We start from the raw sequence: 26,452 nt of genomic DNA on the forward strand, positions 1-26,452 counted from the left end.
GGACGTGCATCGGGCGCGCGTCCCATTAGACTGCTCGTCCATGAGCTCCCCCGGCGCGCCCACAGGTCATGTCTCGGTCGTCCGCCTGCCGAACGCCTGGTTCATCCTCTGTGCCTCGCGCGAGCTTGGCAGCAAGCCGCTGGCCCGGACGCTCCAGGGCACGCCGCTGGTCCTCTTCCGTGGCGAGGGCGGTAAGCCCGCGGCCCTGGTGGACCGCTGCCCGCACCGCAACGTGCCGCTGTCCCTGGGCCGCGTGAAGCAGGGGCAGCTCCAATGCGGCTACCACGGCTGGCGCTTTGATGGCGAAGGCCAGTGCCGCGCCATTCCCGGCTTCCTCGGTGAGCCCGAGGCGCGCTCGCGCTGCGCCACGTACCACGCGACGCGCGAGCAGGACGGCTTCGTCTGGGTCTACTCCACGCCTGGCGTGCAACCCACGACGGAGCCCTACCGCTTCCCGCTGCTGGACGCGCGCGAGTACACCACCGTGCGCCGCATCCTCCGCGCACCCGGCACGCTGCACGCCACGCTGGAGAACACGCTGGACGTGCCGCACACCGCGTACCTCCACGGCGGCCTGTTCCGCACCGAGGAGAAGCGGAACGAAATCGACGTGGTGGTGCGCCGCGGCGCCGACAAGGTGGAGGCCGAGTACATCGGCGAGCCGCGCCCCAGCGGCGTGGTGGGCAGGTTGCTGGCCCCGGGAGGCGGCGAGGTGCAGCACTTCGACCGTTTCCTCATGCCCTCCATTGCCCAGGTGGAGTACCGGCTGGGCGAGGGCAGCCACATCATCGTCACCTCGGCGATGACGCCCGTGTCGGACTTCGACACGCTGGTGTACGCGGTGGTGACGTTCCGCCTGCCCATTCCCCGCTGGCTGACGCGCGCCGTGCTGCCGCTGGCCATGCCGGTGGCGCTCCACATCTTCGGCCAGGACGCACGCATCCTGAAGCTCCAGACGGAGACCATCCAACGCTTCGGCACGGAGTCGTACGCGTCGACGGAGATCGACGTGCTCGGGCCGGGCATCCTCCGCCTGCTGCGCGCCGCGGAGAAGGAGAAGCCCGGCGCCGTCGGCGACGCCGTGCACGAGACGCGGCTGAAGATGCGGACCTGAGCCAGCGCTCCACCGCCCACCGGATGCAGTTCCCGGAAGGGGCTTCGTCCGCGGTGCTTCACGGCGCCACGGCCCTCCATGTGGGGCCGTGGCGCTCGTGTTTTTACCGGACACTGTAAGAGCCGGCGCTCCCTGCGGTGAGCATCGACCTGCCTGCGCTCACGCCCCGTGCGTGCGACTGCACCCGCGGCATGAACGTGCCGCGCGGCCGGCTCATCGCCGAGGCCTGAGCGTCGCGACTGTAAGTCGCCGGCCCCTGCCTCGTTTGCCGCGCTGAACCACCCACTTCCCAAGGGAATCACCCCATGAAGAAGCTCCTCATCGTCTCCCTGCTGTCGTCGCCCCTGACCGCTTGCGCCGCTGCTTCCTGGAGTGCGCTCGATGCGGACCCCGCGTCGCCCACCTCCCTGCGCGCGCCCGAGGCTCCCCGCCCCACGCTGGCCGCGGTGCTGGTGGACGCTGACCCGCTGCGCGCCCCTTCGGGCCTTGCTTCCACTGCCGGAGCCGTGGGCGAGGAGCACGCGGGCCATCATGGGCACCACGGTGGCCAGGGAGGCATCGCGGAAGGGCAGCACACCGGGCACGCGGGCCACCAGGGGCACCACGGTGGCTCGGTGGCGGCGGGCGGCTCGGAAGGGCAAGGCGCCGGGCACGGCGGAGCCGCGAGCCAGCACGAGCACGCCGGGCACGGCAATGCCACGAACTCCGGTGAGCACTCCATGCACGGCCAGCACATGGCCCCGGGCGAGCACGCGAATCACGACACGGCCAAGACCTCGGGCGCGCACGCGGGCCACGACACGCAACAGCGGGGACCCCAATCCGCTCCCGCCCCGGACGCCGGCACGCCTGCCTCCGGCCACGGCCAGCACCACCACTGACGACTCGCGACGGAAGGACGTGCCATGAACACCCGGTCTCCCTCCCGCTGGAAGAAGTCCACCGCGGGCACCCTCCTCGCCTCCACGCTCGCGCTGGGAGGCTGCGTCACCGCCCCCGTGGCCAGTGACGTGCGCGACGTGCGCACGACGCTCGGCACACGCTGGACGCCCGACGTGCCGGTAGCCGCCCTCACCGGCGAGTCCCCCCGCGAGGACACGGACGCCACCGTGCGCGCGTTGCTGGCCCAGCCGCTCACCGCTGACAGCGCCGTCCGCATCGCCCTGCTGAACAACCGCGAGCTGCGCGCCGCCATGCATGAGCTCGGCGTGGCCACCGGCAACCTCGTGCAGGCCGGCCTCCCGCCCAACCCCGAGGTGGAACTGGAGCTGCGCAAGCCCACCCGGGGCACCGAGCCCCTGCAGGCGGACATCGGCCTCGAATACGACATCTCCGAGCTCATCCTCCTGCCGCTCCGCCGAGGCGCGGCCGAAGCCGAGCGCTCGGCGGCGCGGGCTCGTACGGCGGGCACGGTGCTGGAGCTCGCGTACCGCGCACGGCTCGCCCTCCTCGAGGTGCAGGCGCGCCAGCAGCAACTGGAGCTGCGCAACCGCGTCCTCCAGGCCATGCAGGCGGGATACGGCACGGCGGTAGAGCTGGAGAAGGTGGGCAACGTCTCCGCGCTCACCCTCGCCAACGAGCGCTCCGCCGTGGAGTCCGCGCGGCTCGCCGTGGCCGAGGCCGAGAGCGCCCTGCTGGACGCTCGCGAGGCGCTCAACGTGCAGCTCGGCCTCTTCGGCGCGGACACGCGGTGGACGGTGTCAGCTCCCCTGGCCGATGCGTCGGACGCCCAGGCGCGGGCCGACGGGCTGGAGGCGCGCGCCGTCGAGGCCAGCCTCGACCTGGCCGAGCTGCGCGGCCGCATGGAGTCCGCGGACCGGCGCCACCAGCTCGCGCGGACGGAGGGCTTCCTGCCCCACCTGTCCGGCGGCTTCCATGGCGAGAGGGACGAGGACCGCTGGGAGTTGGGCGCGCACGTCACCGTGGGCCTGCCCCTCTTCGACCGCAAGCAGGGCGAGCGCATGGCCGCGCTCTCCTCGCGCGAGTCCCTGAAGGCCCGCTACGAGGCCACGGCCACCGCCATCCGCGCCTCGCTGCGCCAGGCCCGCGCTCGCGTGGAGTCCACCGCGCGCCGGGCCACGCACGTCCGCGACGTGCTCCTGCCCGCCCGGAGCAAGGCGCTCGACGAGACGGTGCTCCAGTACAACGCCATGCAGGTCGGCGTCTTCGAGGTGCTGCGCGCCCAGGCCGCGGTGACGGACGCCGCCAGCACCTACGTGGACACGCTGCTCGACCACCACCGCACCCGCGCCGCGCTGGAGCAACTGCTCGCGGGCCGTCACCAGGGACTGGAGCTGAGCGCCTCGCGCGTCTCGGCGGCCACCCCTCCCGGCGCCGCCGCTCCGGCGGACGCGCACTGACCTTCGCCTTCCAGGCACTTCGACTTCGAGAGGAAACGACACCATGGACCGCAGGCAATTCATGCAGCTCGGAGCACTGGCCGGGGGCACGCTGCTCGCCCACCGCGCGCTCGCCGAGGGCCAACCCGTGACGGCGCGCCCCGCGAAGCCGCGCATCGTCGCTCCGGGAGGGCAGGTGGCCGTCACCACGCCCAACGGCTCCACGCTCCCGTGGAAGCACGTGGGCGGAGTGAAGGTGGGCCACCTGGTGGCGATGCCGGTGAAGCACACCTTCGCTCCCGGACTGGAGGTGGATGCGTGGGGGTACAACGGCTCGACGCCGGGCCCCACCATCGAGGCGGTGGAGGGAGACCGCGTCCGCATCTACGTCACCAACCGGCTGCCCGAGCCCACCACCGTGCACTGGCACGGGCTCATCGTCCCCAACGGCATGGACGGTGTTGCCGGGCTCACCCAGCGCGCGATTCCGCCCGGGGAGACCTATGTCTACGAGTTCGTGCTGAACCGGCCGGGCACGTACATGTATCACCCGCACTACGACGAGATGACGCAGATGGCGCTGGGGATGATGGGCATGTTCATCGTCCACCCGAAGCGCCCCACCGGCCCGCGCGTGGACCGCGATTTCGTGCTGATGACGCACGAGTGGAAGGTGCTGCCGGGCATGCGCCGGCCGGACCCGAGCGCGATGAGTGACTTCAACGTCCTCACATTCAACTCCAAGGCCTACCCGGCCACCGCGCCGCTCGTCATCGGACGCGGCGAGCGCGTGCGCATTCGCTTCGGCAACCTGTCCGCGATGGACCACCACCCCATCCACCTGCATGGCCTGTCGTTCGAGATGACGGCCACCGACGGAGGCGTCGTGCCGGAGTCCGCGCGCTTCCCGGAGACGACGACGCTGGTGCCGGTGGGCACCACCCGCGTCATCGAGTTCGTCGCGGACGAGCCTGGGGACTGGCCCATGCACTGCCACATGACCCACCACGTGATGAACCAGATGGGACACGCGGCGCCGGTGACGCTGGGCGCGGACGCGCGGGCCATCGACTCGCGGGTTCAGTCGCTGGTGCCGGGGTACATGACCATGGGGCACCAGGGCATGGGCGGCATGGAGGAGATGGGCATGCCGGTGCCGGCGAACAGCATTCCCATGGTGGGCGGCAAGGGGCCGTTCGGCTCCATCGACATGGGCGGCATGTTCACTGTGCTCAAGGTGCGGGAGAACGCGGAGACGGAGGATGGCACGGGCTGGTACGCGCACCCGAAGGGCACCGTGGCGGACAAGGCGGATGCGTCGCGGCTGGCGGCGGACGGCATCGACACGGACGCGCGGTTCGGTTGAGCGCCGGACCGCTCAGGGCACGGAGGCCGGGGAGGGCGCTGGCAGCCGCACGCGCGCGCCCCGGCCCACGGTGACGTCGTCCACGTGCCCGGAGGCATTCTCCCCGGGAAGCACGACGTGCACGTGGGTGTCGCTGCCGTGGTGTTGTAAGGGAGAGCCAATAAGCCAGTAATTCGTGGATTCCATTGGAGTTGTCAGACCAACGGAGCCAGGATGCAGCGCCTCCTGGTTTCCAGGGAGGGCTTTCGGGGGATTCTGTGAGACGAGTCGGAATAGTAGCCCTGCTGCTTGCGGCAGGGTGTGCGACCACGCGCGTCGTCCATCTGGATACCGGGAACGGCAAGCCAATCGCCTACGAGTCGGTTGAGGTCGATCCGGTTGAGGTGAGTGAGGATGAGTTCAAGTCAGCCCTCTCGCAGCTCATCCTCGACCTGCGGATGGATGTTGCATTCCGCGAGTTGGACGAGGCGGACCAGCGGGGGTGGGCTCGGTCGAAGACTCTGCTCGCGTCCTCGAAGGGCGTCGCGGATGTAAGCTCGGGAGTTTCTCCGGAGGTGTTGTACGCACGCATCTGCCCTGAGTCGGAGGACTGTTTGCCCCTGGTAGGTGGGACGGGGCTGTCGTTCTCGCGGAAGGACCGAACGTTGATGGCCCTGTCCTTCGCGCTCGACACCGTTTGGGAGAGCGTCGAGGTGGAGGTCGGCAAGATGCTGAACCCGGTAGCGCTCAAGGCGATGTTGTCGTCGGCTGCCCTGACCGTGCTCCTCACGATGACCCTGCCTGAGCCCATCACCAAAGTCCTCGCGGTCGCGTTGACGGCCGCCATGGTGGCCTACCTCGGGGTGATTCCGGTCTGGGAGATGGGCCGGGGGGTCGTCCGGCTGTGGGAGGACTCCGAGAAGGCGACGAGCATCATCGAATTGCAGGACATCGGGCACCGGTTTGGGCGCGTGTTGGGGACGAACGGCACGCGCGTCCTGGTGCTGCTCGTCACGGCGGCCCTTGGCGGAAAGAGCGCGATGGCGGCGCAAGGCCCCAAGCTCCCCGGCTTCTCGCAGGCCGCCATCCGCGCCCAGGCCGAGGGCGGCTTCCAGCTCGCGGCGGCGTTGAATGGTGGGGTGGGCTCAATCTCGTTGCCTGCTGCCGGTGTGCTCAACGTCGCGCTCGCACCGGGAGTTGTTGCAGCAGTGGCGATGTATTCAAACGGGCAACCCCCAGGCGATGCAGATGGCCCGGTTCATCACATCTGCACCAACAAGAACACCAAGTCCGCTGCGTCCGGCGGTCCTTGGACGCCGGTCTGTGAGGCCATCTTCAAGAAGGCAGGGATGACCCTCGAAGACGCTGCGAACAAGGTGCGACTCAACGGACATGAGGGGCCACACCCTGGTCCGTATCACGAGAGGGTAGTCAGCCGGCTACAAGATGCCGTCAGTCGATGCAGAACCACTGAGGCTTGCCGGGTTGAATTGGTCAAAGAACTCGCCAAGATCGCCACTGAGCTGCTGACGCCGGGCTCAGAGCTGCGGAGCTACATTGTGAAGTAGGAGGAGTGCGGTGAAACGTCAATTCTATTGGGTTGGAATGGCTGATGTGCCGCAGTGGCTCGTCACGACACCAACTCCAGTATCCGGCGGAGAGTTTGACGAGCCTTGGATGTTTGCAGAGGGACGCCTCCTTCCAGACCCTGGGTCCATCAAGGCTCAGATTGCGCATCCGGGTGAGAAACGCACGTTCATGTTCTCTGTGATAGAGAAGGTCCCCATCGTTAGCGAAGCAGTCGCGAACGTCTTTGGGACACTTGCTCCCGGCGATGTTCAACTGTTTCCTGTGACGGTGGCGGGCGAGTCGGGGCGGTATTTCGTTGTCAATGCACGCAAGACCATTGACTGCATTGACGAAGCGAACTGCCGGGAAGTCCACCTGTACGACCCAGACGACCCTGAACCTGAGCGCAGAGGCACTTATCGCTGGATCTACGGCTTGCGGATCGACCCTACCAAGACTGAGGGCGCGCGTGTCTTCAGGCCGAGAAGGTTCAAGACAGCCTTCATCGTGTCAGGGGAAATCAAGGATGCGCTCGAACAGGTAGGCAATTTGGGCGTGAGCTTCGAGCGCGTGACGGGACCTCACGAGCGGAGGTAGGCATCGGGACGTGGCCTCTTCCAGCCCTCCGTTCGCGTCGTTGCTGCGCCGGGCCGACTGCTGAAGTAATCGTGGTAGCCATGCACTCGCGCGAGGAGCACGGCTATCCGGGTAAGGGTGTCACCGGAACGCATTGACGACGTAGGCAGCCGCGACAGAGCCATCGAGAATGGCCGTTCCCGGCTTCGATTCGGGCCGCTTCCTCATCTGGTCTTCGCTCAGCCGAGCCACCACGCAGATGGGCACCTCGTCGCCGTCCGGTGGGTGGGCCTTGTAGTACCGGATGACGACCTGCGGCCCGCTCGTCCAGACCTGCCCGTACAAGCGGGTTGTCGCCTCAAGCGTACCAAGATCCTCTTTCAGCATGCTCTCGATGGGGCCGTCGTAGAGGGTAATGCGGCGCGACCTGATTTGGTTCGCATCCAGTTCCACCAACGAGGCGTCCCCGACACGCAGCTTCAGGTATCGCATGACTTCGAGCGCCTTCCCCGGGCACTCCTGTGGTCCAGGAGAACCGTCCGGGCGCAGTGAAACTCCACCAGTCGTGGTGCATGCTGAGAACGTGGCAAGTAGGATGACAGAGAGGAGCAGTAGGGCGCGGCTGGTGGGCATGACCGGCACTTCTACTGCCGAATCAGGGTGCGATCCATCCTGACCAGAACCTGAAGGTTCCCATCGGACCGGAAAATCTGGAGGGCCAGATCCACGAGCTGCCCCTCATGCTCGAAGGCGCTCTTGTCCGCCACGACCGCAATGGTTCCCGACTGCCCAGGAACAATCGCGGCACGGGTTATCCGAAGTGCGAAGGGCTGCTTCGTGTAGCTCGTCATGTCGCGCGTCAGGTAGGCATCCGCGAACTCCCATGTATTGCCGTAGCCGGTATTCGTCAGGGAAATTACGGCTGCCGCTTTGCCGGGGCCCGAATAGACTTTGACGATCATATCCATGTCCGCGTCCTTCGGACGGGATGCCGCTACGAATCGGAACGGCGTCTTCTTTACCTCCCCGTTAGCGAGCAACGTTGCGAGAGCGTGATCGACGGAGTTCTCTTCCTTGCGGTAGCGCTCGTTCTCCTCGGTGAGCGCGCCGTTCTTCTTGAGTGCGTCTCTCAGGGCCGCGTGCATGGACGCATAGCTCTCTCGGTCTTTGAACACGTCAACCTGCTGGTCGAGGATTGGCGGCCACCCCCCGTCGTTCTTGCTCCAAGGTGGCCTCACCAGGAACGGAATCTCGGTCCCGTCAGCCAGCGTCACGACCAGGGGAATCCCCTCGTCCCGATTGAGGTCCCGGATGGGCTCAAGGATGACCTTGTTGCGGACCACCGACAGCGACTCAAGCCGACCCTCCCAGCCGATCATCTTCGTCTTGCTGGGGTCTACCGGCTGCTCGAATCGAAGAGTCGTGACGACCTGCCCCTTCACATAGACGGAATGGGTGCCGTCCAAAGGGTGCTCGGATAGCATGATGGGGCGCACCAACGGCTCGTCGTACTTGTCTCTGGCCAGCGCGCCTGACGAGGCCGCCAGGACAAGAAGCAGGAGAGACCGGATGGGTAGGTTGGGTCGCATGGACCAGACAACTTAACAGGATGGATAGGGGGCATCCAACCCTCTGCTCGGCCCCCTGTAAGCAGCCGGCCATCCTCGCTGCCCCGGTTGTATTGAGCGCTCGGGCTCCGACACCTCAAACGCTGAGCAGAGGCGCCTGAAGCATCCCTTCATTTTCGAGTTCCCTCGGAAGATGCCCGGTTGTTGAGGATGGCACTCCGAGGGAGAAGTCCAATGGAGGGAAACGCGGCACCGTGCGCGGCCTTACCTCGGCTCATGGGCCGTGCCTTCACCCTCGCCGCGAGCCCGTGGAGCCGCCCGGGTCCGCCGTGGACGGCGCCTTCACGTCGATGCCGTCCCGCCGCAGTTCCTCCGTGCTCGCCACCATGGCCAGCGTGCCGGGCGGGTTCTCGTACCAGCCCGGGTCCTCGTAGCCGTCGAGCCGCTCGCGCACCTTGAGCACGGTGAACATGCCGCCCATGGTGATGTAGTCGTGCTTGCCCTGGGCGCCCACCATGGGGATGGAGTTCTCCGGGACGGCCATGCCCATGTCCCCCATGTCGGCCATGCCCGTCTGGCCCATGGTCATGTAGCCCGGCAGCAGCGGGCGCACCTTCGCGTCCAGCCCGCCCGGCTTCACGCCGACCATGTTGGGGAAGCCGTGTCCCATCTGGTTCATCACGTGGTGGGTCATGTGGCAGTGCATGGCCCAGTCGCCCGGCTCGTCCGCGACGAACTCGATGGTGCGCGTGCTGCCCACCGGCACCAGCACCGTCGTCTCCGGCCACTGCGCGGACTCGGCGATGCGTCCGCCGTCCGTCTCGGTGATGAGGAACTGGTAGCCGTGCAGGTGGATGGGATGGTGGTCCATCGCGGACAGGTTGCCGAAGCGGATGCGCACGCGCTCGCCCTTGCGCACCACGAGCGGCTCCGTGCCCGGGAACGCCTTCGCGTTCATGGTGAGCACGTTGAAGTCCGTCATCTCGTTCGGGTTCGGCCGGCGGGTACCGGCGTCGATTCGCCACTCGTGTAGGAGGATGGCGAAGTCGCGGTCGATGCGAGGCCCCACGGGCCGGCGCGGGTGGATGACGAACATTCCCACCATGCCGAGCGCCATCTGCGTCATCTCGTCATGATGCGAGTGGTACATGCCCGTGCCGGACTGGCGCACGGTGAACTCGTAGCGGAACGTCTCGCCCGGGGCGATGGCCTTCTGGTTGAGGCCGCCCACGCCGTCCATCCCGTTGGGCGTGAGGATGCCGTGCCAGTGAACGGTGGTCGCCGCGGGCAGCCGGTTGGTGACGTAGAAGCGGACGCGGTCTCCCTCCACGACTTCGATGGTGGGCCCGTGCACCTGGCCGTTGTAGCCCCAGCAGTGGGCCTTCAGGCCGGGAGCGAGCTCGTGTTCCACCTCCTCGGCGACGAGGTGGAAGACCTTCACGCCGTCCACCACCTTCCACGGCAGCTTCGAGCCGTTGGGCACCACGACGGGCCGGTAGTCCCGGTTCGGCATGCCCGGGCGCTGCCAGTCCTGCTTCGCGTACTGGCGGCCCGTGGCCGCGGCGGATTCCTCGCGCGGCCTGCGTGCTCCTGGGACATCCGACTGCGCCTGGGCTGATGGTCCACGGAGCAGCAGCGCGCCGCCCGCGAGCGTCGCGCCCGTCCGGGCCAGCATGCTCCGCCGCGTCAGCGCTCCCTCGGTGCTCGGCGTGTGCGCGCTGCCGGCGCCAGTACGCTGCTCGCCATCGAGCGGCTCGGCACCAGGCGCGTGCCCCGCCTCGATATTGCCCGCACGCTTCTGTCCGTCTTTCAGTGAGGTCACTGGCGCCGGTCCGGTCTCAGTGTTGTCCGTGCTCATGGGGATTCTCCGTGCCGTCGCGCTGGGGGCTGTGTTCGGGCTGTGAGGAGGGTTCCGTCGGTGCAGACGTCGGGCTTGCCTCGCTCGTGTCGCCTGGCAGGCGTCCACCCACGAGCCGTTCCAGCTCGGCGCGGGCCATCCAGTAGTCGCGGACAGCTTCGATATAGGAACGGTACGCCTCCACCTGCTCCCGCTTCGCGGTGAGCAGTTGATAGAGGCCAATCTGCATGCCGTTGCATTGGAGCTGCGCCTGCTCGACGACCTTCTCGCGCAGGGGCAGTACGACCTGTCGGTATCGCTCGGCCACCTGACGGAGCGACAGCAGGCGTGCGCGCGCGGCGCGGACCTCGGAGCGGGCGTTGACGGACAGCTCGGTGAGGCGCCGCTCGCCCTGGCGGTGCTGGGCTTCGAGCCGGGCGATGAGCGCCTGGCGTTGGTCGAAGATGGGCAGCTCCAACGACAGCGTGGGGCCGAAGAGGCGCGGTCCATCCGCGTCGCGGTGCGTGTGGACGCCCACCTCCACGCGTCCGAAGTAGCGCGTGCTCCGCGCCAGCTCCAACGCGTTCCACAAGAGCGACGCCTGCTTCCGCGCCGCGTCGATGTCCAGCCGCTGCCGGATGGCGAGCGACTCCAATCGCTCCAGTGGAGCTTCCCGCGAAGGCGGCGGCGGAAGCTGCTCGGAGACCTTCCACTGCGTGCGCGGCCCCCAGAGGCCGAGCAGGCGGTTGAGGCGCTCGCGGTCCTCCACCAGCGCCAATTCCTCCTGCGCCAGGATGAGCCGGGCCTCTTCCGTGCTGGCCTGCTCGGTGGCCAGCTCCAGCTCGGTGATGTTGCCGGCCTCGCGCTGCCGGGCCGCGAGGTCGGACGCGGCCTCCGCCGCCTCCAGCACCGCGCGACGCATCTGCACGAGTTGCTGCCGCGCCTGCACCTCGCTGTAGGTCTTGCGCACCTCGGCCGCGGTGCTCAGGGCCTCATGCGCTACGCGCAGCGTGTCTGCGATGAACTGCTCCTGGGCCACGCGCTTGCGCAGCGGCAGCGTGAACAGGTCCACGAACTCCTGCACCAGCGAGAACTCGTGCTCGGAGACGCCCACGCCGGAGATGGGGAAGCCGATGCTCCCGCTGAACGTGGGATTGCTGAGCAGCCCGGCCTGCACCATGTCGGCCTGGGACACGCCGAGGTCCTCATACGTCGACTGGAGCGCGGGGTTGTTGAGCAGTGCCACCTCCACCGCGCGGTCCGAGGTGAGGTCTTCCTTCAGGAGCGCATCGAGGTGTCGCTGCACCTCGGCGTCCTCGGGCGTGCCCTGGTTCCAGCGCGTCTTGCGGCCCAGCCGTTCCTCGACGAGCGCGGCGACCTCCGCGTGGCCTCGCTCCTTCTGGATGGAGGCGCAGCCGCTCGCGAGCAGGGTGATGCAGAGGAGTCCTCCCGCTCTCACGGATGGGCTCCGTGGTCATGGCCGGACGGAGTGGAGGACGGCTGCCCCGCATCCGTGGCGCCACCGGTCTCGGGCTGTGCGGGCACCAGCTTCATGCCGCACTTGGGACACCGGCCGGGCGCATCGGACCGGACCTCCGGGTGCATCGGGCATGTGTAGACGGTGGCGGTGCCCGCATCGCGCGCTGCCGCGCCACCATGTCCCGCATGCTCCTGTGCCGAAGCCGAAGGCACGGATGCGACAGGCGTCGACAAGGTGCTCGGGAGCACGGCGGGTGGGGCCTCGGGCGCATCCGGGCTCGATGGGTCCACGTTGGAGGGCAGCCTGCGCGGCTCGGAAGCACAGGCGGCGAGCGTGAGCAGGCTCGCGAGGACACAGACGACACGGCGCATGACAGACCTCGAGGAGTTGCGGTGTTTCAGGACCCACTCCCTTGAGCAAGGCACGGGCCACGCGGTCCACCGCCGCAACCGCGAGAATCAACGAGCTGTTCGAGTGTCGCGGCCCTCGACGGACGAACCCGTGTGTAACCGGGGTCATCACACTGTGACGCCGTGCGCGACGGCCGGATGTTCACCCGCTCACGCGCGCGTGCTCCATCGGAGGCCTGGCGAACAGCCTCCTCGTCACGACGTGCAACGCAAGGGAGGGTGGGAAGGACCCACGGCGCCGCGCGGGGGAGGGTGTTTCGGCCCCTCGCGACTGCGCCAATCGCGTGCTGCTAGCGTTTCCCGCACCCCGTTCCCCGCGCGGGGCATTCCCTCGCAATCCCCCCGGAGTCGTCATGCTGAACGCAATCCGCGCGGCGCTCGCTGCCTCGGTCGCCTCAGTCCTGTTGTCCGCAGCTCCCGCGCTCGCCACCAACTACACGCTGTGGATCCACGGGAAGAACTCCGGTGGAACGCAGGCCGGCAACTACGCCGACTTCTCCAACTGGGGCCCCAGCTCCACGGCGGCCGGTGTGAACAAGAAGGCCGTGAACTGGGATGGGCGGCAGAAGATTGGCGGGCAGAACTACCGCATCCGCGACGCGCTGGACTGCTTCTGCACCGGAACGAACTGGTGCTACATCGCCGTGCACAGCGCGGGTGACCTGCAGATTGGCTACGCGCTGTCCCTGTACGGCGGCACCGCTCGCTACAAGAAGAACGCCATCCCCAACTCCAGCGGCGTGTGTGGCAACACGGACGGCACCACGCAGGTGGGCTGGAACATCAAGTGGGTGGACGTGGCGTCCGGCGCGGGCGGCGGCAGCGAGCTGGCGGACAACGGCGAGTGGGCCACGAGCGACGCCATCGTCGGTGACCTCGTCACCACCACGGCGCGCGCCATGTACAACCACAACACCACGCGCGGCCTCTGGTTCTACATGTTCGCCGGCGCCAAGGGCACGCTGTACTCGGGCATCCTCCCCGGGCAGGACGACGAGGCCGTCTCGTACCACTCGACGGGCGGCGTCGCGGGCAGCGCGGGCGGCGCGTACTGCAACCCCTCCGACTGGTTCTGCAATGATTTGACGACGGGCTCCGGCGTCTGCGAGGGCAACCACGCCAAGTGGAGCTACCACACGGTGTCGTTCCGCGATGACGGCGAGGCCTACAGCCACAGCGGCGGCGGCACCTGGGGAGGCATCGTCGGCAAGGTGCGCGAGGACGTCGTCACCTACGCGAAGTGATTGAACGGCACGAGCGTGGACGGAAGCGTCGCCCACGCTCGTGCCCGAGCTTCACGCGCTCACGCCTCCGCCTTTCGCGCCGCCAGCCGCTGGCCCATGCGCTCGCGCAGCCCGTGGACGAAGGCGTAGAAGGTGGGCAGCACCAGCAGGGTGAAGAGGGTGGACGTGACGAGCCCGCCCACCATCACCACCGCGAGGGGCCGCTCCACCTCCGTGCCATGCAACGGCAGGACGAGCAACGGCAGCAGGCCGAGGATGGCGGTGCTCGCCGTCATCAGCTTGGGCCGCACGCGACTGATGCTCGCCTCGCGCAACGCTTCGGCGAAGGGCTGGCCGCGCTCCATGAGGATTTTCGTCTGCGCCACCAGCACCAGTCCGTTCTGCACGGCGATGCCGAACAGACCGATGAGCCCCACGAGGCTGGACACGTTCCACGTCTCCCCGGCGAGGAGCAGCGCGAGGATGCCGCCCACGAAGGCGTCCGGCAGCGTGGCGACGATGACGAGCGCCTCCGCCACCGAGCCCAGCGCGAGGTACAGCAGGATGAACACCGCCATCAGCGCCACGGCAATCGCCACCATCAGCGACTTCGCCGCGCGCTCCTGGCTCTCCACCTTGCCGCCCACGTCGACGAAGTAGCCCGTCGGTAGCTTCAGCTCCGTCGCCAGCCGCTCGCGCACCTCGGCCGCGGTGCTGCCCAAGTCCCTCCCGGAGACACCGGCCTCCACCGCGATGCGACGGCTGCCCGCCTCGCGGCGGATGCTGCCCGCGCCGAACGTCTCTTCGATTTGCGCGAGCTGGCTCAGTGGAATGCGCGTGCCGTCATGCCCGTCCACCAGGAGGTTCCGGATGGCGGTGGCATCGCCGCGCCGGTGGTCCGCGAGCCGCAGCACCAGGTCATAGCGCCGCTGGCCCTTCCACACCTGGGAGGACTCCTGGCCCACGAGCCCAACGCGCACCGCGCGGACGACGTCTCCGGGTGTGAGGCCCACGCGGGCCACGGCGGCGCGATTCACGGTGATGCGCAACTGGGGCAGCCCGCTGAGCTGCTCCGCGCGCAGGTCCTCCACGCCGTCCACCTTCGCCATGATGGCGCGGGCCTGCTCGGCCAGTGGGGCGAGCACCTCCAGGTCCGGCCCGAAGATGCGCACGGAGAGGTCGGCGGGACTGCCGCCCAGGCCCTCGTCGATGCGCATGCCCAGCGGCGTGGTGAAGAGGGTGGACACGCCGGGCACCTTCTCCACCGCCTCGCGCATGTCCGCCTCCAGCTTCTCCAGCGAGCGGCCCCGCTCAGGCTTGAGCACCACGAGCACGTCGGAGAGCGTGTGCGGCATCGGGTCCTCGGTGCGCTCGGCGCGGCCCGTGCGGCGCACGACGTCGTCCACCTCGGGGAACTCCAGCAGCACGTCCTCCACGAGGTGGTTGAGCCGGTCCACCTCCTCCAGCGACGCCTCCGCCGGGAGCACCGTCTGGAGGAGCAGGGCGCCCTCGTCGAGTCTGGGCATGAAGTCGCTGCCCACGACGAAGGCCAGTCCCAGCGCGGGCACGGTGATGGCCAGCGCCAGCAGCCGCACGAGCCCCGCCCGGCGCATGCACCGGTCCAGCAGCGGCGCGTAGAAGGCCTTCACCTTGCGTACCAGCCACACGTCCTCCGGCTCATCGGGTTTGGGCGCGCGGAGGAAGAGCGACGAGGCCACCGGCACCAGCGTGAGGGCCAGTCCCAGTGACGCCGCGAGGCACGCCACCACGGCCGCCGCGAGCGGCTGGTACATGCGCCCTTCGATGCCCGTCATCGCGAAGAGGGGAATGAAGACGGCCACGACGATGAGCGTGGCGAAGGCGATAGGCCGGCCCACCTCCATCGCGGCGGCGAGCGACTCCTCGCGCTTGGACCTGCGCCCCGCGCCCTCGCGCAGGTCGTGGACGATGTTCTCCGTGACGATGATGGCCGCGTCCACCAGCAGGCCCACGGCGATGGCCAGTCCGCCCAGCGTCATGGTGTTGATGCCGATGCCCGCCGCCTTCAGCAGCACGCCCGCGATGCCCAGCGAGAGGGGCAGGGTGAGCGTGACGATGAGCGCCGCGCGCCAGTCCCCCAGGAGCCCGAAGAGGACGAGCACCACCAGCAGGGCGCCGAGGAGAATCGCCCGGCTGACGCCGCCCAGCGCGGAGCCGATGAGCTGCGACTGGTCATACACGATGCGCAACTGCACGCCCGGGGGCAGGCTCCGGCTCAGCTCCGTGAGCGCGTCCCTCACGCCCGAGGCCACCCGCTGTGTGTCCGCGCCGAACTGCTTGATGACCCGGCAGCTCACCACCTCGCCCTTGAGACGATGGGCGATGCCGCGCCGCACGGCGGGGGCCTCGCGGATGTCCGCCACGTCGCCGAGCAGCACGGGCGTACCGTCGCGAAGGGCCACCACGGTGCCGCTCAGGTCCTCCACCGTCTGCGCGCGGCCCACGGCGCGCACCGTCCACTCCATGGGGCCCTGCACCACGAAGCCTCCGGAGGCATTGAGGTTGGCGCCCTCCAACGCGTGCTCCACCTCGTCGAGGCTGATGCCTCGGGCCACCATCTGGTCCGGGTCGAGCTGCACCTGGAACTGGCGGAGGTAGCCGCCCAGTCGCTCCACGCCCGCGACACCGGGGACGGCGAGCAGCCGGTTGCGGATTTCGAACTCGGCGAGGTCCCGGAGCGTCATCAGGTCGGCCGTGCCGGGCTCGGCCTCCAGGGTGAACTCGAAGACCTCGTTGAGCCGGCCCGTGAGGCTGGAGACGAGCGGCGCGTCCGTGCCCGCGGGCAGCTCCGCCTGGGCCTGGGCCACGCGCTCCGCGACGTACTGGCGGCTGCGGAAGTAGTCGGCGTCGGGCTCGAACTCCACGGTGATTTGCGTCACGCCGAGCTGCGAGGTGGACCGGATGCGGCGCACGTCCGGCAGGCCCGCCAGCGCCACCTCCATGGGGATGGCCACGGCCGTCTCGAGCTCCTCGGCGCCCATGGCCGCGTTCTGCACGATGACGTTGAAGATGGGCGCGGACAAATCCGGGAACACGTCGCGGCGCAGGCCGTGGAGCGCCATGGCTCCGAAGGCGGACAGCGCCAGGGCGAGCACCACCGTGAGGCCCGGACGTGCGAAGGACGTACGCAGCACCCGATTCACCAGGGACGGCGAAGCAGGGTCCTCAGTGCGCATGGGCTTCGCCTCCGCCGCTCGACTTCTCCACCTCGGCCTTGAGGAGGAACGCGCCCTCCACGATGACCGTCTCGCCGGCCTTCAGTCCGGAGAGCACCTCCACGTCGCCGCCCAGCGTGCGGCCGCGTCCCACCTCGCGCCGCTCGAACACGCCCCGCGTGTCCGTGGGCAGGAAGACGACCCAGCCTCCCTCCAGTCGCTGGAGGGCCGCCGCGGGCACGGTGGTGATGGGCGCGCCGGTGTCACCGAGGGGAAGGAAGGCCGACGCGGACATGCCCGGACGCAGCAGCCCGTCGCGGTTGTCCAGTTCCAGCCGCACGGGGATGGTGCGCGAGGCCGCGTCGACCCGCTGACCCACGTGGCCCACCTTGGCCATGACCTCCTGTCCCGGGAAGGCCGCGAAGGTGACGCGAGCCTGGGTGCCTGGCTGGATGCGCACGGCGTCGCGCTCGAACGCGTGGACGATGAGCCACAGCGAGGACAGGTCTCCGATGCGGAACAGCGGCCGCGACGGGTCCGCCATCTGGCCCATGCGCGCATCCCGCTCGATGACGGTGCCGGACAGCGGCGCGCGCAGCACGAAGCCCGGTGCTCCCGGGCCGCCGCGCAGCTCGTCTTCGCTCGCGCCCAGGGACGTCAGCTCCGCTCGGGCGGAGGCGACTTCCGCTTCGGCGGAGGCGGCCTCTGCTTCCGCGGCCTGCACGTCCTTCTGCGCGACGATGCGCTCGGCGGCGAGGGCGCGTTTGCGTTCCGCGGCCTGGCGCGCGGCGGTGGCACGGGCCTGGGCCGCCTGGAGCGCGGCGCGGGCCTTGCCCAGCTCGGGGCTTCGCAGCTCCGCGAGCTTGTCGCCCTGCTTCACCTCCTGGCCGGTGGTGACGAAGACGGTGCCCACGCGCGCGGCGATGGGAGAGGCCACCTCCGCGTAGGCGTTCTCGCTGAAGGTCAGCTCGCCCAGGACGGTGACGCTCTCTCCACCGGGGCGCTCACCCACGCGGGCGGTGGTGACGCGCAGGTCGCGCATCATCTCGGAGGCGATGTGCACGCTCGACTCGTCGTGGCCCTCGCCGTGTGCCTCGGTTCCTCCGTGTTCCTCGTGCCCGTGCTCGTCCTCCTGCTTCGGGGACTCCGACTTGCACGCGGTCAGCAGGAGCAGGGCGGCCATCAACAGGGAAGAGGTCTTCATGGCAGGGCTCCCATCTCGACGGCGAGCTGCACTCGGGCGAGCGCGGCATCGAGGAGACTGTCGGCGTAGGCGAATCGGGCTTCGAGCGTGTCGCGTCGCACGAGGAGGAACTCCGCGAGTCCCATTTCGCCAGCTTCGTACGCCCGCGCCGCGAGCGAGGCGTTGTCCGCCAGCAGTGGCAGGGCCTCACGTTCCAGCAGCTCCGCGGCTTCCTTCCGCTTGCGGTGAGACACGCGCGCGGCCTCCACCTGGACATCCCGCACCGCACGCGCTGCTTCCAGCACGCTACGCAGGCGGCGCACGCGAGCGTCGCCCGTCACGCGCGCTTCCTGTCCGCGCGAGAAGAGGGGCAGCGGAACACCGAGGGTGCCGAGCACGGCTGTCTCATCCACCTCGCGCTGATAGCGCACGCCCACCTCCACGTCGGGCCACGCACTGCTCCTGCCCAGGCGCAGCTCCGCCTCGGCCTGTGCCAGCTCGGCCTCCAACGCGACGAGGTCCGGACGCTCCTCGGTGGGCGCCGCCGGCACATCGGCGATGGCCAGGGCCCGCAGCTCTCCGCGAACACCCATCGGCTGCACGAGCTTCATCCCCAGCAGGGCCCGCAGCAGGTGCAGGAAGGACGCTTCATCTCCCTCCGCGCCAGCCACCTCCGCGCGGGCCCGCGCCAGTGCCACGCGCGCCACGTTGACGTCCACCACGGGCACGTCGCCCGCGTCGAAGCGCCGCTGTGTCGACTGCGCCATGCTCTCGGCGGCGGACTCCGCCTCTCGCGCCAGCTTCAGCCGCTCGTGTGCGTGCAGCGCGCGCAGGAAGGTGGAGGCCACCTCGCCCAGCACGCGGCGCTCCGAGTCGCGCTGGTTCGCCGTTGCTTGCGCCAGCCCGGCGCGCGCGGACTCACGACGGGCGCCCTGTTTGCCGCCCAGCTCGAAGGGCTGAACCAACCCTACCTCCAGGTCCAACCCCCGCGTTCCATCGGCGACGGTGCGCGGCCCGGCCGCCACGTCCACGGTGGGGTTGTTGCGCAGCAGGGGCGCGGCGCCGGCCACGGGGCCCTGCGCTTCGGCGACACGGCCCGCGGCCTCCAGCAACGCGGGAGCACGCTGGCGGGCCAAGGCCAGTGCCTCCTCCAGGGAGAGCTCGACGGGAGGGGATGCGGATGACTGCGCCACGCCAATGCGTGGCAGGAGCAATGCGGCGGCGAGCCCGAAGGCGGCCGTCGCGAGACGATGGGACAACACGGGGAGACCTCGCGGTGAGTCAGCGAGCGTCAGACACGGGCATGCCCCACGGCACACCCGTCCTGGCGGACGCGAGAGAACGAAGACGACGGACTCGGGCTACGCGAGGGTGGCTATGGGGACGTGCAGGATGTCGCCCACGTCGGCGGAGGGCGGCGCGGCCTCGTCGTAAGCGAAGCGCGGCGGCCGCTCCACGTACACCCCGAGCGAGGGCATCAGCTCGGGCGCGGCCACGGAGCGCACATGGCCACAGCAGGTGCAGTCGGCGCAGTCGGGAGCGCACTGTCCGCGCTCGTCATCATCCGCGCAGCGCTGCGAGCACACCTCTGTCGCCGTGCCCGGCAGGGAAGGGAGCATCCCTCCCACGCTCGGGGCGAACAGCAGCAGGCAGAGGCAGAACCAGATTCGCAGCACCGGCGCCGTTCCTAGCACGCTTCCAAAGGGAACGCGCGAGCCTGACTCACGGACGGTGTAGGTACGACGGCTCCGGCCCGGAGAAGGCGCCGCGTCATCTCCCCGCGTCACGCGGGGCGAGGCGGTTCTTGTGCACCTTGCCGTCCTTCATGACGACCAGCAGGTTCGCGTCCGGGTCCTCGAACAGCTTCAGGTCCTTCAGCGGGTCGCCGCTCAGCACCAGCAGGTCGGCGAGCGCGCCCTCCTCGATGACGCCCAGCCTGCCCGGGTACGGATTGCGTGGGCCCGACAGCGCGAGCAGCGCGGCGTTGTCCGACGTCGCCATCTTCAGCACCTGCGCGGGCGTGAACCAGCGGACGAGCTTCGCCAGCCGCGCGCCCTGTCGCTCGGCCAGCTTCGGCTCGAAGAGCACGTCGGTGCCGAAGGCCAGCCGCACGCCGTGCTTCTTCGCGAGCTGGTACGCCCGCTCCGTCCCCTCGGTGACCTGCCGCTGCTTCGCGGCCCGGGCCTCGTCGGGCATGGGCGTGGCGTCCTCGTCGTCGAGGAACGGTTGCAGGCTCCACCACACGTCCCGCTCCTTCATCAACTTCACCGTGGCCTCGTCGGCGAGCTGCCCGTGGTCGATGCACTTCACGCCGGCCGCGATGGCCTGCTGGATGGCCTTCGGCGTGTACGCGTGGACGGCGACGTACGTGCCCCAGTTCTCCGCGGCCTCGACGGCGGCACGCAGCTCCGGCTCGGTGTACTGCGTGGCGTCGAGCGGGTCGTGCTCCGAGGAGACACCTCCGCCCGCCATCAGCTTGAGCTGGGTGGCCCCGCGCATGAGTTGTTCGCGGGCGCGCAGGCGGACCTCGTCCGGGTTGTCGGCGATGGCGGCGGCTCCCAGGCGCTCGGAGTAGCTCAGGGGGGTCGAGCCGTCCCGGGGCAGCTCGTTGCTCAGGCGGAAGTCGCCGTGTCCTCCCGTCTGCGAGATGAACGCGCCCGATGGGTAGATGCGCGGCCCCACGATGACGCCCTCGTCGATGGCCCGCTTGAGGCCGAACACCGGCCCGCCCAGGTCGCGCACGGTGGTGAAGCCGCGCATCAGCGTGCGCTCGGCGTTCTTCCCCGCCACCAGGTTGAGGTAGCCGACGTCCGCGGTGTGGGCAGCGACCAGCGGCAGCGTCGCGAACATCGCGTGCCAGTGCGCATCGATGAGCCCCGGCATCAGCACGCGGCCTCCACAGTCGATGACCGTCATGCCCGCGCCGCCGTCCACCGGAATGGGCGCGGTGGAGATGCGCTCGATGAGCCTGCCCCGTACCAGCACGTTCGATGGCGCGGACAGAGCACCGCTCCTGCTGTCGAAGATTCGCGCGTTCTGGAGCAGGACGGCCGGCTCTCGCGGCGCCTGGGGCCTGGGCGCTCCGGGCGAAGCCGGGGCGGCCAGCATCATCCCCCCGCCGCCGGCCAGCACTTCCGTGAAACCCATGGGCACTCTCCTTCCGAAGCAGACACGCGAGCCCGACATGATGGGTTCGCGCCGGCAGGAGGCACGGGTGGGGAGTGTCGCTCACCGGCGCGCAGGTCCGGTTCACGTCACTCGGTGGCGTATGCCACCGTCTGGACGACACGGGCCGGCCCTGGAGGGCGGCGACTCAGCGCGCGGTCAGGTGTTCGAACAGCGTCCGCGCCCCGAGCGCGATGAGCACGATTCCACCGAGCGCATCCAGCTTGCTCCCGAAGCGGTCGCCGAAGCGGCGGCCCGCCTCCACGCCCGCGAAGGAGAGCACGAAGGTGGTGACGCCGATGAAGGCGGCCGCGATCAGCGGGCGCACGTCGAGCGTCGGCAGGGTGAGGCCCGCCACCAGCGCGTCGATGCTGGTGGCAATCGCGAGCACCAGCAGCACCCGCAGGCTGAACGGATTCGAGCGCGGAGTCTCCGAGCCGTCCTTGTGGCTGAAGGCCTCGTGCAGCATCTTCGCGCCGATTCCGCACAGCAGCACGAAGGCGAGCCAGTGGTCCCACTCTGCGATGGCGTTGGCGAAGCGCTCGCCCGCCGCCCAGCCGATGACGGGCATGAGCGCCTGGAAGCCGCCGAAGAAGAGCGCGAGCAGCAGCGCGTCGCGCACCCGCACGCGCGGCGCCGAGAAGCCGCTCGTCATCGCCACGGCCGTGGCATCCATGGAAAGGCCGAGCGCCAGCAGCACCAGGGGCAGGGAGAGCATGGGCGCTCCCTATCGCATCCGGCGCCTCGCGACTACCCGCCCGCGAGGCGAGGCCCGGCAAAGAGCCTGCCCGGCCACCGCGCGTGTGGGGCAGCCTTCGCTCAGGAGATGCCCTTCTTCAGCCGGTTCCAGTCGAAGTTCGGCGCCGGGTCGTTCTTGCGGCCCTTGGGCACCGCCACGTCCGCGTGGCCGACGATGTTCTTCATCGGCACATCGTACGTCTGCTTCAGGTAGCCGGTGAGCTGGGTGAGCGACTTGTACTGCGCATCCGTGAAGGGCGTCTTGCCGTCGCCGAGGTTGACGATTTCGATGCCGATGGAGCGGCTGTTGATGTCGCTGGGCACGCCGTGCAGCTCGCCCTTGCCCGCGTGCCACGCGCGCTTCTGGTCGTTGACGAGCTGGTAGATCTTCCCGTCGCGGTCGATCATGTAGTGCGCGGACACCTCGCTCTTCGGGTTGCGCATCCACGAGAGGTCGGCCGCGCCGTTGTTGGAGCCGGTGTGGTGCAGGACGATGGTGTCGATGTCCTTCCCACCGCGCTCGTTGGAGTTGGGCGAGGGCGCGCTCACGACGGGCGGCTTGGTGAACTTCTCACCCGTGCTCGGCGGAGGCTTCGTCGGGCCGTCCACGGGCGGCTTGCCGCCGCTGGAGAGGGCCTTCTTCAGCGCCGCTTGCGTCAAATCGCCGTAGTAGCCGGTGGTGGGCAGCTTCTTGTCGCCCTGGAACTTCTTCACCGCCGCTTCCGTCTTCGGGCCGAAGCTGCCGTAGCCGGTGCCGACCTGGGCCTTCGTCAGGTAGCCCAGCTTCACCAGCGCGTCCTGGAGCTGCTTCACCTTGGGGCCCTCGTCGCCCTTGCGCAGGCCGGCGGGAGGAGCCGTCACCGCCGTGGTGGTCGCGGCGGCGCGGGTGAGCGTGGCGGGAGCCGTGCGGGGCGCGGAAGCGGGAGGAAGGCGGACGGTCATGGGGGCGCTCTCGGAACGTGGGGGGACGAGGCGGATTATCGCCCCCGCACTCCAGAAGTTGCGCCGCCAGGGAAGACAGCCGCTTTCACGGCCCTCTCACGCCGAGGTTTCGCCTGCGGGTGTCGCTCAGGCCGCACCACGCGTGGAGAGCTTGGGCTGGATGAGCTCGGTGGAGAAGTAGCGCTCCATGCGGTCCGGGAAGACGGTCACCACCTGGGCGCCGGGGCCCAGCCGCTTCGCGGCCTCGACGGCGGCGGCGTAGTTGAGGCCGGAGGAGGGGCCCACCGGGAAGCCGCGGCGGATGAGGGCGCGCGCGGTGTGCATGGCCAGGTCGTCCGACACGTCCAGCTCCACGCGGCCCGGCATCTCCGCCTCGCGGTACAGCTTGGAGATGCCGTCCACCACGCCGGGCACGCGGGGGCTGAAGCTGCAGCACTCGACGTCGCAGCCCAGCCCGGCGATGGGCCGCGCCACGAAGGCCGTCACCGGGCAGCCGGCCTCCGCGAAGGCCTGGTACAGGCCCACCACGGTGCCGCCGGTGCCCACGCCGCTCACCACGCCGTGCACCAGCCCGCCCGGCACCTGCGAGAGGATCTCCTGTCCCGTCCACACGCGGTGCGCCTCGGCGTTGTCCGGGTTCTCGAACTGGCGCGGGGCGAACGCGTTGCGCTCGCGGGCCAGTTCCTCCGCCCGGGCCACCGCGCCGCGCACGCCCGCGTCACGCGCCACCAGCTCCACGTTGCCGCCGTAGGCGCGGATGGTGAGGACGCGCTCGCCGGTGACGCCCTCCGGCATCACCGCCGTGAAGCGCAGCCCCATCTGCGCGCAGGCCAGCGCGAGGGCGATGCTCGTCGAGCCGCTGGACGCCTCGATGACCTCGCCGCCCGGGCACAGCTCGCCCAGGCGCCACGCCTTCTCCAGCATGTACCGGGCGATGCGGTCCTTGGTGGAGCCGCTGGGGTTGAGGAACTCCAGCTTGCACCAGATGGTGGGGCCGTCCTCTTCCAGACGGACGGGGACGAGCGGCGTGGGACCCACGGCCTGGAGGAAGCGGCCATCCGCGGGGAGCGGGCGACAGGGAGGGCGCATGTGGCCCTCACTATCGCGAAACCACCCCTCGGTGGGAGCGCTCTGAACTTTTTGCAGGCTGGACGACTGCTGGAAGCCTGCCTACCCGGGAAGCGGACACTCTCCGGGCGGTAAACCTTGGCGTGCGGCGGGGGACACAGGTACGACAGAGTCAACGTCCCCACCGAATGACTTCCAAGCCTGCGGTCATCCTCAACGTCAATGACGACGTCGCCAGCCGGTACGTGACTTCACGCGTGCTGGGGCTGGCCGGCTTTCGCGTGTTGGAGGCCGGGTCCGGCCACGAGGCGCTGGCGCTCACGGACGAGCACACGGACCTGGTCATCCTCGACGTGAGGCTGCCGGACATCAGCGGGCTGGAGGTGTGCCGGCGGCTGAAGATGGCGCCGCGCACCCACAACGTGCTGGTGCTGCACCTCTCCGCGCAGGCCGTGGGGCCGGGCGACCGGGCGCAGGGCCTGGAGCATGGTGCGGACGGCTACCTGGTGGCCCCGGTGGACCCGGAGGAGCTGGTCGCCCAGGTCCACGCGCTCCTGCGCCTGCGCAAGGCGGAGCGAGAAGTCCGCGCGCTGTCGCAGGAGGTGGAGCACCAGCGCCGGCTGCTGGAGCTGGCCATCTCCAGCGCCGCGGACCCCATCGCCCTCTATGACGGCGCCGGGCGCGTGCTCTTCGCCAACCAGGCGCTCTACGCGGCGCGCGGCAGCCACGCCGCGCACGGCACCGGGCTGACGCTGGAGGAGATGGCCGCGAGGGACTCCTCGCTGGAGCCCTACGTCCGCCAGGTGGAGGCGGCGCTGCGCACGGGCCAGGTGCAGCGGGGCTCCATCAACCTGTCGTCGGACCGGGGACCGCGGCACTTCGAGTTCGTGGTGTCGCCCGCGGTGGGCCCGGATGGCCGGGTGCTGGCGGTGATGACGTCCTCGCGCGACGTCACCGAGCAGCGCAGCGCGGAGGAGTTCCGCGAGCAGTTCATCGGCATGCTCGGGCACGATTTGCGCAACCCGCTCAACGCGCTGTCCATGTCCGCGCAGCAGCTCCAACGGCGCGGAGGGCTGGACGAGCGCCAGGCGAACCTCACCAGCCGCATCCTCACCAGCGCGGAGCGGATGGACCGGATGATTCGCCAGCTCCTGGACTTCGCCCGCGCGCGGCTGGGCGGCGGAATCCCCGTGGTGCGCGCGCCCGGCGATTTGTTCGATGTCGTACGCCGCAGCGTGGAGGAGCTGCGCGCCAGCCATCCCGGGCGGCTCGTGCAGGTCGAGGTGCTGGGGGACGGCCGGGGCGACTGGGACGCGGACCGGCTGGAGCAGGCGCTGGGAAACCTGCTGGCCAACGCGCTCAAGTACAGCCCCGCGGACAGCCTGGTGACGGTGAACGCCGAGGGCAGCCCGACGGGCGCGGTGCTGCGCGTGCACAACGTGGGCGCGCCCATTCCCCCCGAGGAGCTGCCGCACGTCTTCAGCGCCTGGCGCCGTGGGAGGAAGTTGCGGCCGGAAGGGGGCTCGGGCGGGGGACTGGGGCTGGGGCTCTACATCGCCTCGCAAATCGTCCGGGGCCATGGCGGCGACGTGGACGTGGTCTCCAGCGCCGCCGATGGCACTACCTTCACGGTACGTCTGCCTCGTTGATGAGAAGCGGACGAATGCGGTGCGTCGACCCTCGCCGTTGAACGAGGGAGTTGCCACCTTTCGGTCATGCCGTCCGAGAAGCTCATCTTCGCCCAATCCGTGGAAGCCCTCTTCGTGCGTTCCCTGGGACCGCACCTCACCCGTGAAGCCCGCCTGCGCCTGAAGGAGGTGGGGCTCGATTTGTCGGAGCCGTTGCGGCCGCACTACACGGTGGAGCAGTGGCGCGGCTTCCTGCGGGTGGCCGCGAAGGACGTGTACCCGGAGTTGCCCGCGCACGAGGCCTGCTACGAGCTGGGCGCGCGCTACCTGCAGGGCTTCCGGCAGACGTCGGTGGGACGGGCCAGCATGGCGCTCGTCACGCACCTGGGCCCACGCCGCACGCTGGAGCGGGTGCCCTACAACGTCCGCGCCGGCAACAACTTCAACGAGGTGCGGGTGGAGGAGTCCACGCAGGACTCGGCCACGCTGTGGATGAAGGACGTCACGGCGGACAACCCGTACTTCGCCGCCGGCTTCCTCGCGGAGACGCTGCGCTGCGCGGGCGCGGGCAACGTGCGCGTGGACCCCATCGCCTTCGACGGCACGGCGGCCACGTTCCGGCTGACGTGGACGCGAGGCGTGGCGCGGAGCCCGGTGGCCGCGAACAGCGCGCACGGGTAGGGCGCTTCAGCCGGACGTCTTCGTCTCTTCCTCCGCGAAGGGGGCCCATGGGTGCTGCAGCCCCGACCGCACGTCGGTGACGCGGGCCAGGGGCGTTGTGGGCCCCCGAGAAATCCATGTGCATCAGCTCGACCACGACGTCGGCGAAGTCGACGACATACGGCTGGGGCTGGCGCGTCTCCCGTCTCGAAGAGCTGGGGCTCCCGGATATTCGGGGCCGGTGAGAAGCGTGCGTCAGCGAACGCGTCATTGCATGCACAGTCCTCCAGATGGGGCCCGAAGAATGCCGGGGGTGGAAGGATCGAAGGTGGGTGAGCGTGCTCAGGCGCCTCTGTGAGGCCATGCAGCTCATTCTCTGTGCCGAGGTACTAGCCGAATCCAACCCGACATGG

22 protein-coding genes are annotated in these 26,452 nt (G+C 69.6%); 9 read left to right on the forward strand and 13 right to left on the reverse strand.

The features are described 5' to 3' along the window. Nucleotides 1-40: 40 nt before the first annotated feature. The 6 genes from ACVTJA_RS07355 to ACVTJA_RS07380 all read left to right on the forward strand — a co-directional run bounded on the left by ACVTJA_RS07355 (nucleotide 41) and on the right by ACVTJA_RS07380 (nucleotide 6,964). Nucleotides 41-1,114 carry a Rieske 2Fe-2S domain-containing protein gene (locus ACVTJA_RS07355; protein ID WP_465835003.1) on the forward strand — a complete coding sequence of 358 codons (1,074 nt, stop codon included), beginning with the start codon at nucleotides 41-43 and terminating at the stop codon, nucleotides 1,112-1,114. A gap of 305 nt (nucleotides 1,115-1,419) precedes the next feature. Further along, entirely contained in the window at nucleotides 1,420-1,995 is a 576-nt protein-coding gene (locus tag ACVTJA_RS07360) for a hypothetical protein (protein WP_465835005.1), read from the forward strand. A gap of 24 nt (nucleotides 1,996-2,019) precedes the next feature. Beyond that, nucleotides 2,020-3,474 (forward strand): TolC family protein, encoded by a 1,455-nt coding sequence (locus ACVTJA_RS07365; RefSeq protein WP_465835006.1) that lies wholly within the window; start codon nucleotides 2,020-2,022, stop codon nucleotides 3,472-3,474. Between the two features lie 43 nt (nucleotides 3,475-3,517). Next, nucleotides 3,518-4,819 carry a multicopper oxidase family protein gene (locus ACVTJA_RS07370; RefSeq protein WP_465835008.1) on the forward strand — a complete coding sequence of 434 codons (1,302 nt, stop codon included), beginning with the start codon at nucleotides 3,518-3,520 and terminating at the stop codon, nucleotides 4,817-4,819. A 257-nt stretch (nucleotides 4,820-5,076) separates the two neighbouring features. Continuing rightward, nucleotides 5,077-6,366 (forward strand): AHH domain-containing protein, encoded by a 1,290-nt coding sequence (locus ACVTJA_RS07375; protein ID WP_465835009.1) that lies wholly within the window; start codon nucleotides 5,077-5,079, stop codon nucleotides 6,364-6,366. Between the two features lie 10 nt (nucleotides 6,367-6,376). Then, nucleotides 6,377-6,964: an imm11 family protein gene (locus ACVTJA_RS07380; RefSeq protein ID WP_465835011.1), complete on the forward strand. Its 588-nt coding sequence runs from the start codon at nucleotides 6,377-6,379 to the stop codon at nucleotides 6,962-6,964. Between the two features lie 120 nt (nucleotides 6,965-7,084). On the opposite strand, the gene ACVTJA_RS07385 is transcribed toward ACVTJA_RS07380, so the two are convergent. The 5 genes from ACVTJA_RS07385 to ACVTJA_RS07405 all read right to left on the reverse strand — a co-directional run bounded on the left by ACVTJA_RS07385 (nucleotide 7,085) and on the right by ACVTJA_RS07405 (nucleotide 12,199). Further along, entirely contained in the window at nucleotides 7,085-7,576 is a 492-nt protein-coding gene (locus ACVTJA_RS07385; protein ID WP_465835012.1) for a serine/threonine protein kinase, read from the reverse strand. An 11-nt stretch (nucleotides 7,577-7,587) separates the two neighbouring features. Further along, nucleotides 7,588-8,532: a DUF2381 family protein gene (locus ACVTJA_RS07390; protein WP_465835014.1), complete on the reverse strand. Its 945-nt coding sequence runs from the start codon at nucleotides 8,530-8,532 to the stop codon at nucleotides 7,588-7,590. A gap of 268 nt (nucleotides 8,533-8,800) precedes the next feature. Next, nucleotides 8,801-10,369 (reverse strand): multicopper oxidase family protein, encoded by a 1,569-nt coding sequence (locus tag ACVTJA_RS07395; RefSeq protein ID WP_465835016.1) that lies wholly within the window; start codon nucleotides 10,367-10,369, stop codon nucleotides 8,801-8,803. Further along, on the reverse strand, nucleotides 10,350-11,807 hold the full coding sequence (locus tag ACVTJA_RS07400; protein ID WP_465835018.1) for a TolC family protein: 1,458 nt from the start codon (nucleotides 11,805-11,807) through the stop codon (nucleotides 10,350-10,352). The genes ACVTJA_RS07395 and ACVTJA_RS07400 overlap by 20 nt, the downstream gene beginning before the upstream one ends. After that, nucleotides 11,804-12,199 (reverse strand): heavy metal-binding domain-containing protein, encoded by a 396-nt coding sequence (locus tag ACVTJA_RS07405; RefSeq protein WP_465835019.1) that lies wholly within the window; start codon nucleotides 12,197-12,199, stop codon nucleotides 11,804-11,806. The genes ACVTJA_RS07400 and ACVTJA_RS07405 overlap by 4 nt, the downstream gene beginning before the upstream one ends. Before the next feature lie 392 nt (nucleotides 12,200-12,591). Between ACVTJA_RS07405 and ACVTJA_RS07410 the strand changes: the two genes are divergently transcribed. Then, nucleotides 12,592-13,482 carry a hypothetical protein gene (locus ACVTJA_RS07410; protein WP_465835020.1) on the forward strand — a complete coding sequence of 297 codons (891 nt, stop codon included), beginning with the start codon at nucleotides 12,592-12,594 and terminating at the stop codon, nucleotides 13,480-13,482. 59 nt (nucleotides 13,483-13,541) lie between these two features. On the opposite strand, the gene ACVTJA_RS07415 is transcribed toward ACVTJA_RS07410, so the two are convergent. From ACVTJA_RS07415 to ACVTJA_RS07450, 8 genes are all read right to left on the reverse strand, one after another. Then, nucleotides 13,542-16,676, reverse strand: coding sequence for an efflux RND transporter permease subunit (locus ACVTJA_RS07415; RefSeq protein ID WP_465835022.1), 3,135 nt, complete (start codon nucleotides 16,674-16,676; stop codon nucleotides 13,542-13,544). Continuing rightward, nucleotides 16,666-17,859: an efflux RND transporter periplasmic adaptor subunit gene (locus tag ACVTJA_RS07420; RefSeq protein ID WP_465835024.1), complete on the reverse strand. Its 1,194-nt coding sequence runs from the start codon at nucleotides 17,857-17,859 to the stop codon at nucleotides 16,666-16,668. The genes ACVTJA_RS07415 and ACVTJA_RS07420 overlap by 11 nt, the downstream gene beginning before the upstream one ends. Further along, nucleotides 17,856-19,100: a TolC family protein gene (locus ACVTJA_RS07425; RefSeq protein WP_465835026.1), complete on the reverse strand. Its 1,245-nt coding sequence runs from the start codon at nucleotides 19,098-19,100 to the stop codon at nucleotides 17,856-17,858. The genes ACVTJA_RS07420 and ACVTJA_RS07425 overlap by 4 nt, the downstream gene beginning before the upstream one ends. A gap of 99 nt (nucleotides 19,101-19,199) precedes the next feature. Next, nucleotides 19,200-19,514: a hypothetical protein gene (locus tag ACVTJA_RS07430; RefSeq protein ID WP_465835028.1), complete on the reverse strand. Its 315-nt coding sequence runs from the start codon at nucleotides 19,512-19,514 to the stop codon at nucleotides 19,200-19,202. A 94-nt stretch (nucleotides 19,515-19,608) separates the two neighbouring features. Continuing rightward, complete coding sequence (locus ACVTJA_RS07435; RefSeq protein ID WP_465835030.1) at nucleotides 19,609-20,985, reverse strand: metal-dependent hydrolase family protein; 1,377 nt, start codon at nucleotides 20,983-20,985, stop codon at nucleotides 19,609-19,611. A 166-nt stretch (nucleotides 20,986-21,151) separates the two neighbouring features. Then, nucleotides 21,152-21,721 carry a manganese efflux pump MntP gene (locus tag ACVTJA_RS07440; protein ID WP_465835031.1) on the reverse strand — a complete coding sequence of 190 codons (570 nt, stop codon included), beginning with the start codon at nucleotides 21,719-21,721 and terminating at the stop codon, nucleotides 21,152-21,154. Between the two features lie 101 nt (nucleotides 21,722-21,822). Next, complete coding sequence (locus ACVTJA_RS07445) at nucleotides 21,823-22,683, reverse strand: peptidoglycan recognition protein family protein (protein ID WP_465835032.1); 861 nt, start codon at nucleotides 22,681-22,683, stop codon at nucleotides 21,823-21,825. Between the two features lie 126 nt (nucleotides 22,684-22,809). Next, on the reverse strand, nucleotides 22,810-23,772 hold the full coding sequence (locus ACVTJA_RS07450) for a PLP-dependent cysteine synthase family protein (protein WP_465835034.1): 963 nt from the start codon (nucleotides 23,770-23,772) through the stop codon (nucleotides 22,810-22,812). A 167-nt stretch (nucleotides 23,773-23,939) separates the two neighbouring features. Here ACVTJA_RS07450 and ACVTJA_RS07455 point away from each other — a divergent pair, with 167 nt between their 5' ends. Then, the gene (locus tag ACVTJA_RS07455; RefSeq protein WP_465835035.1) at nucleotides 23,940-25,400 is read left to right on the forward strand and encodes an ATP-binding protein; all 1,461 of its coding nucleotides are present in this window, start codon (nucleotides 23,940-23,942) and stop codon (nucleotides 25,398-25,400) included. Between the two features lie 66 nt (nucleotides 25,401-25,466). After that, the gene (locus tag ACVTJA_RS07460; protein WP_465835036.1) at nucleotides 25,467-26,060 is read left to right on the forward strand and encodes a DUF2378 family protein; all 594 of its coding nucleotides are present in this window, start codon (nucleotides 25,467-25,469) and stop codon (nucleotides 26,058-26,060) included. Nucleotides 26,061-26,452: the final 392 nt, after the last annotated feature.

The sequence above is a fragment of the Pyxidicoccus sp. M6 genome (assembly GCF_055568925.1).

Bases quoted from the DNA above. Each gene is read 5' to 3' on its own strand.
- ACVTJA_RS07450 (WP_465835034.1), bottom strand. From the start codon at position 23,772: ATGCGCCCTCCCTGTCGCCCGCTCCCCGCGGATGGCCGCTTCCTCCAG.
- ACVTJA_RS07405 (WP_465835019.1), bottom strand. From the start codon at position 12,199: ATGCGCCGTGTCGTCTGTGTCCTCGCGAGCCTGCTCACGCTCGCCGCC.
- ACVTJA_RS07410 (WP_465835020.1), top strand. From the start codon at position 12,592: ATGCTGAACGCAATCCGCGCGGCGCTCGCTGCCTCGGTCGCCTCAGTC.
- ACVTJA_RS07415 (WP_465835022.1), bottom strand. From the start codon at position 16,676: ATGCGCACTGAGGACCCTGCTTCGCCGTCCCTGGTGAATCGGGTGCTG.
- ACVTJA_RS07455 (WP_465835035.1), top strand. From the start codon at position 23,940: ATGACTTCCAAGCCTGCGGTCATCCTCAACGTCAATGACGACGTCGCC.
- ACVTJA_RS07445 (WP_465835032.1), bottom strand. From the start codon at position 22,683: ATGACCGTCCGCCTTCCTCCCGCTTCCGCGCCCCGCACGGCTCCCGCC.
- ACVTJA_RS07385 (WP_465835012.1), bottom strand. From the start codon at position 7,576: ATGCCCACCAGCCGCGCCCTACTGCTCCTCTCTGTCATCCTACTTGCC.
- ACVTJA_RS07390 (WP_465835014.1), bottom strand. From the start codon at position 8,532: ATGCGACCCAACCTACCCATCCGGTCTCTCCTGCTTCTTGTCCTGGCG.
- ACVTJA_RS07440 (WP_465835031.1), bottom strand. From the start codon at position 21,721: ATGCTCTCCCTGCCCCTGGTGCTGCTGGCGCTCGGCCTTTCCATGGAT.
- ACVTJA_RS07435 (WP_465835030.1), bottom strand. From the start codon at position 20,985: ATGGGTTTCACGGAAGTGCTGGCCGGCGGCGGGGGGATGATGCTGGCC.
- ACVTJA_RS07460 (WP_465835036.1), top strand. From the start codon at position 25,467: ATGCCGTCCGAGAAGCTCATCTTCGCCCAATCCGTGGAAGCCCTCTTC.
- ACVTJA_RS07360 (WP_465835005.1), top strand. From the start codon at position 1,420: ATGAAGAAGCTCCTCATCGTCTCCCTGCTGTCGTCGCCCCTGACCGCT.
- ACVTJA_RS07355 (WP_465835003.1), top strand. From the start codon at position 41: ATGAGCTCCCCCGGCGCGCCCACAGGTCATGTCTCGGTCGTCCGCCTG.
- ACVTJA_RS07395 (WP_465835016.1), bottom strand. From the start codon at position 10,369: ATGAGCACGGACAACACTGAGACCGGACCGGCGCCAGTGACCTCACTG.
- ACVTJA_RS07370 (WP_465835008.1), top strand. From the start codon at position 3,518: ATGGACCGCAGGCAATTCATGCAGCTCGGAGCACTGGCCGGGGGCACG.
- ACVTJA_RS07420 (WP_465835024.1), bottom strand. From the start codon at position 17,859: ATGAAGACCTCTTCCCTGTTGATGGCCGCCCTGCTCCTGCTGACCGCG.
- ACVTJA_RS07365 (WP_465835006.1), top strand. From the start codon at position 2,020: ATGAACACCCGGTCTCCCTCCCGCTGGAAGAAGTCCACCGCGGGCACC.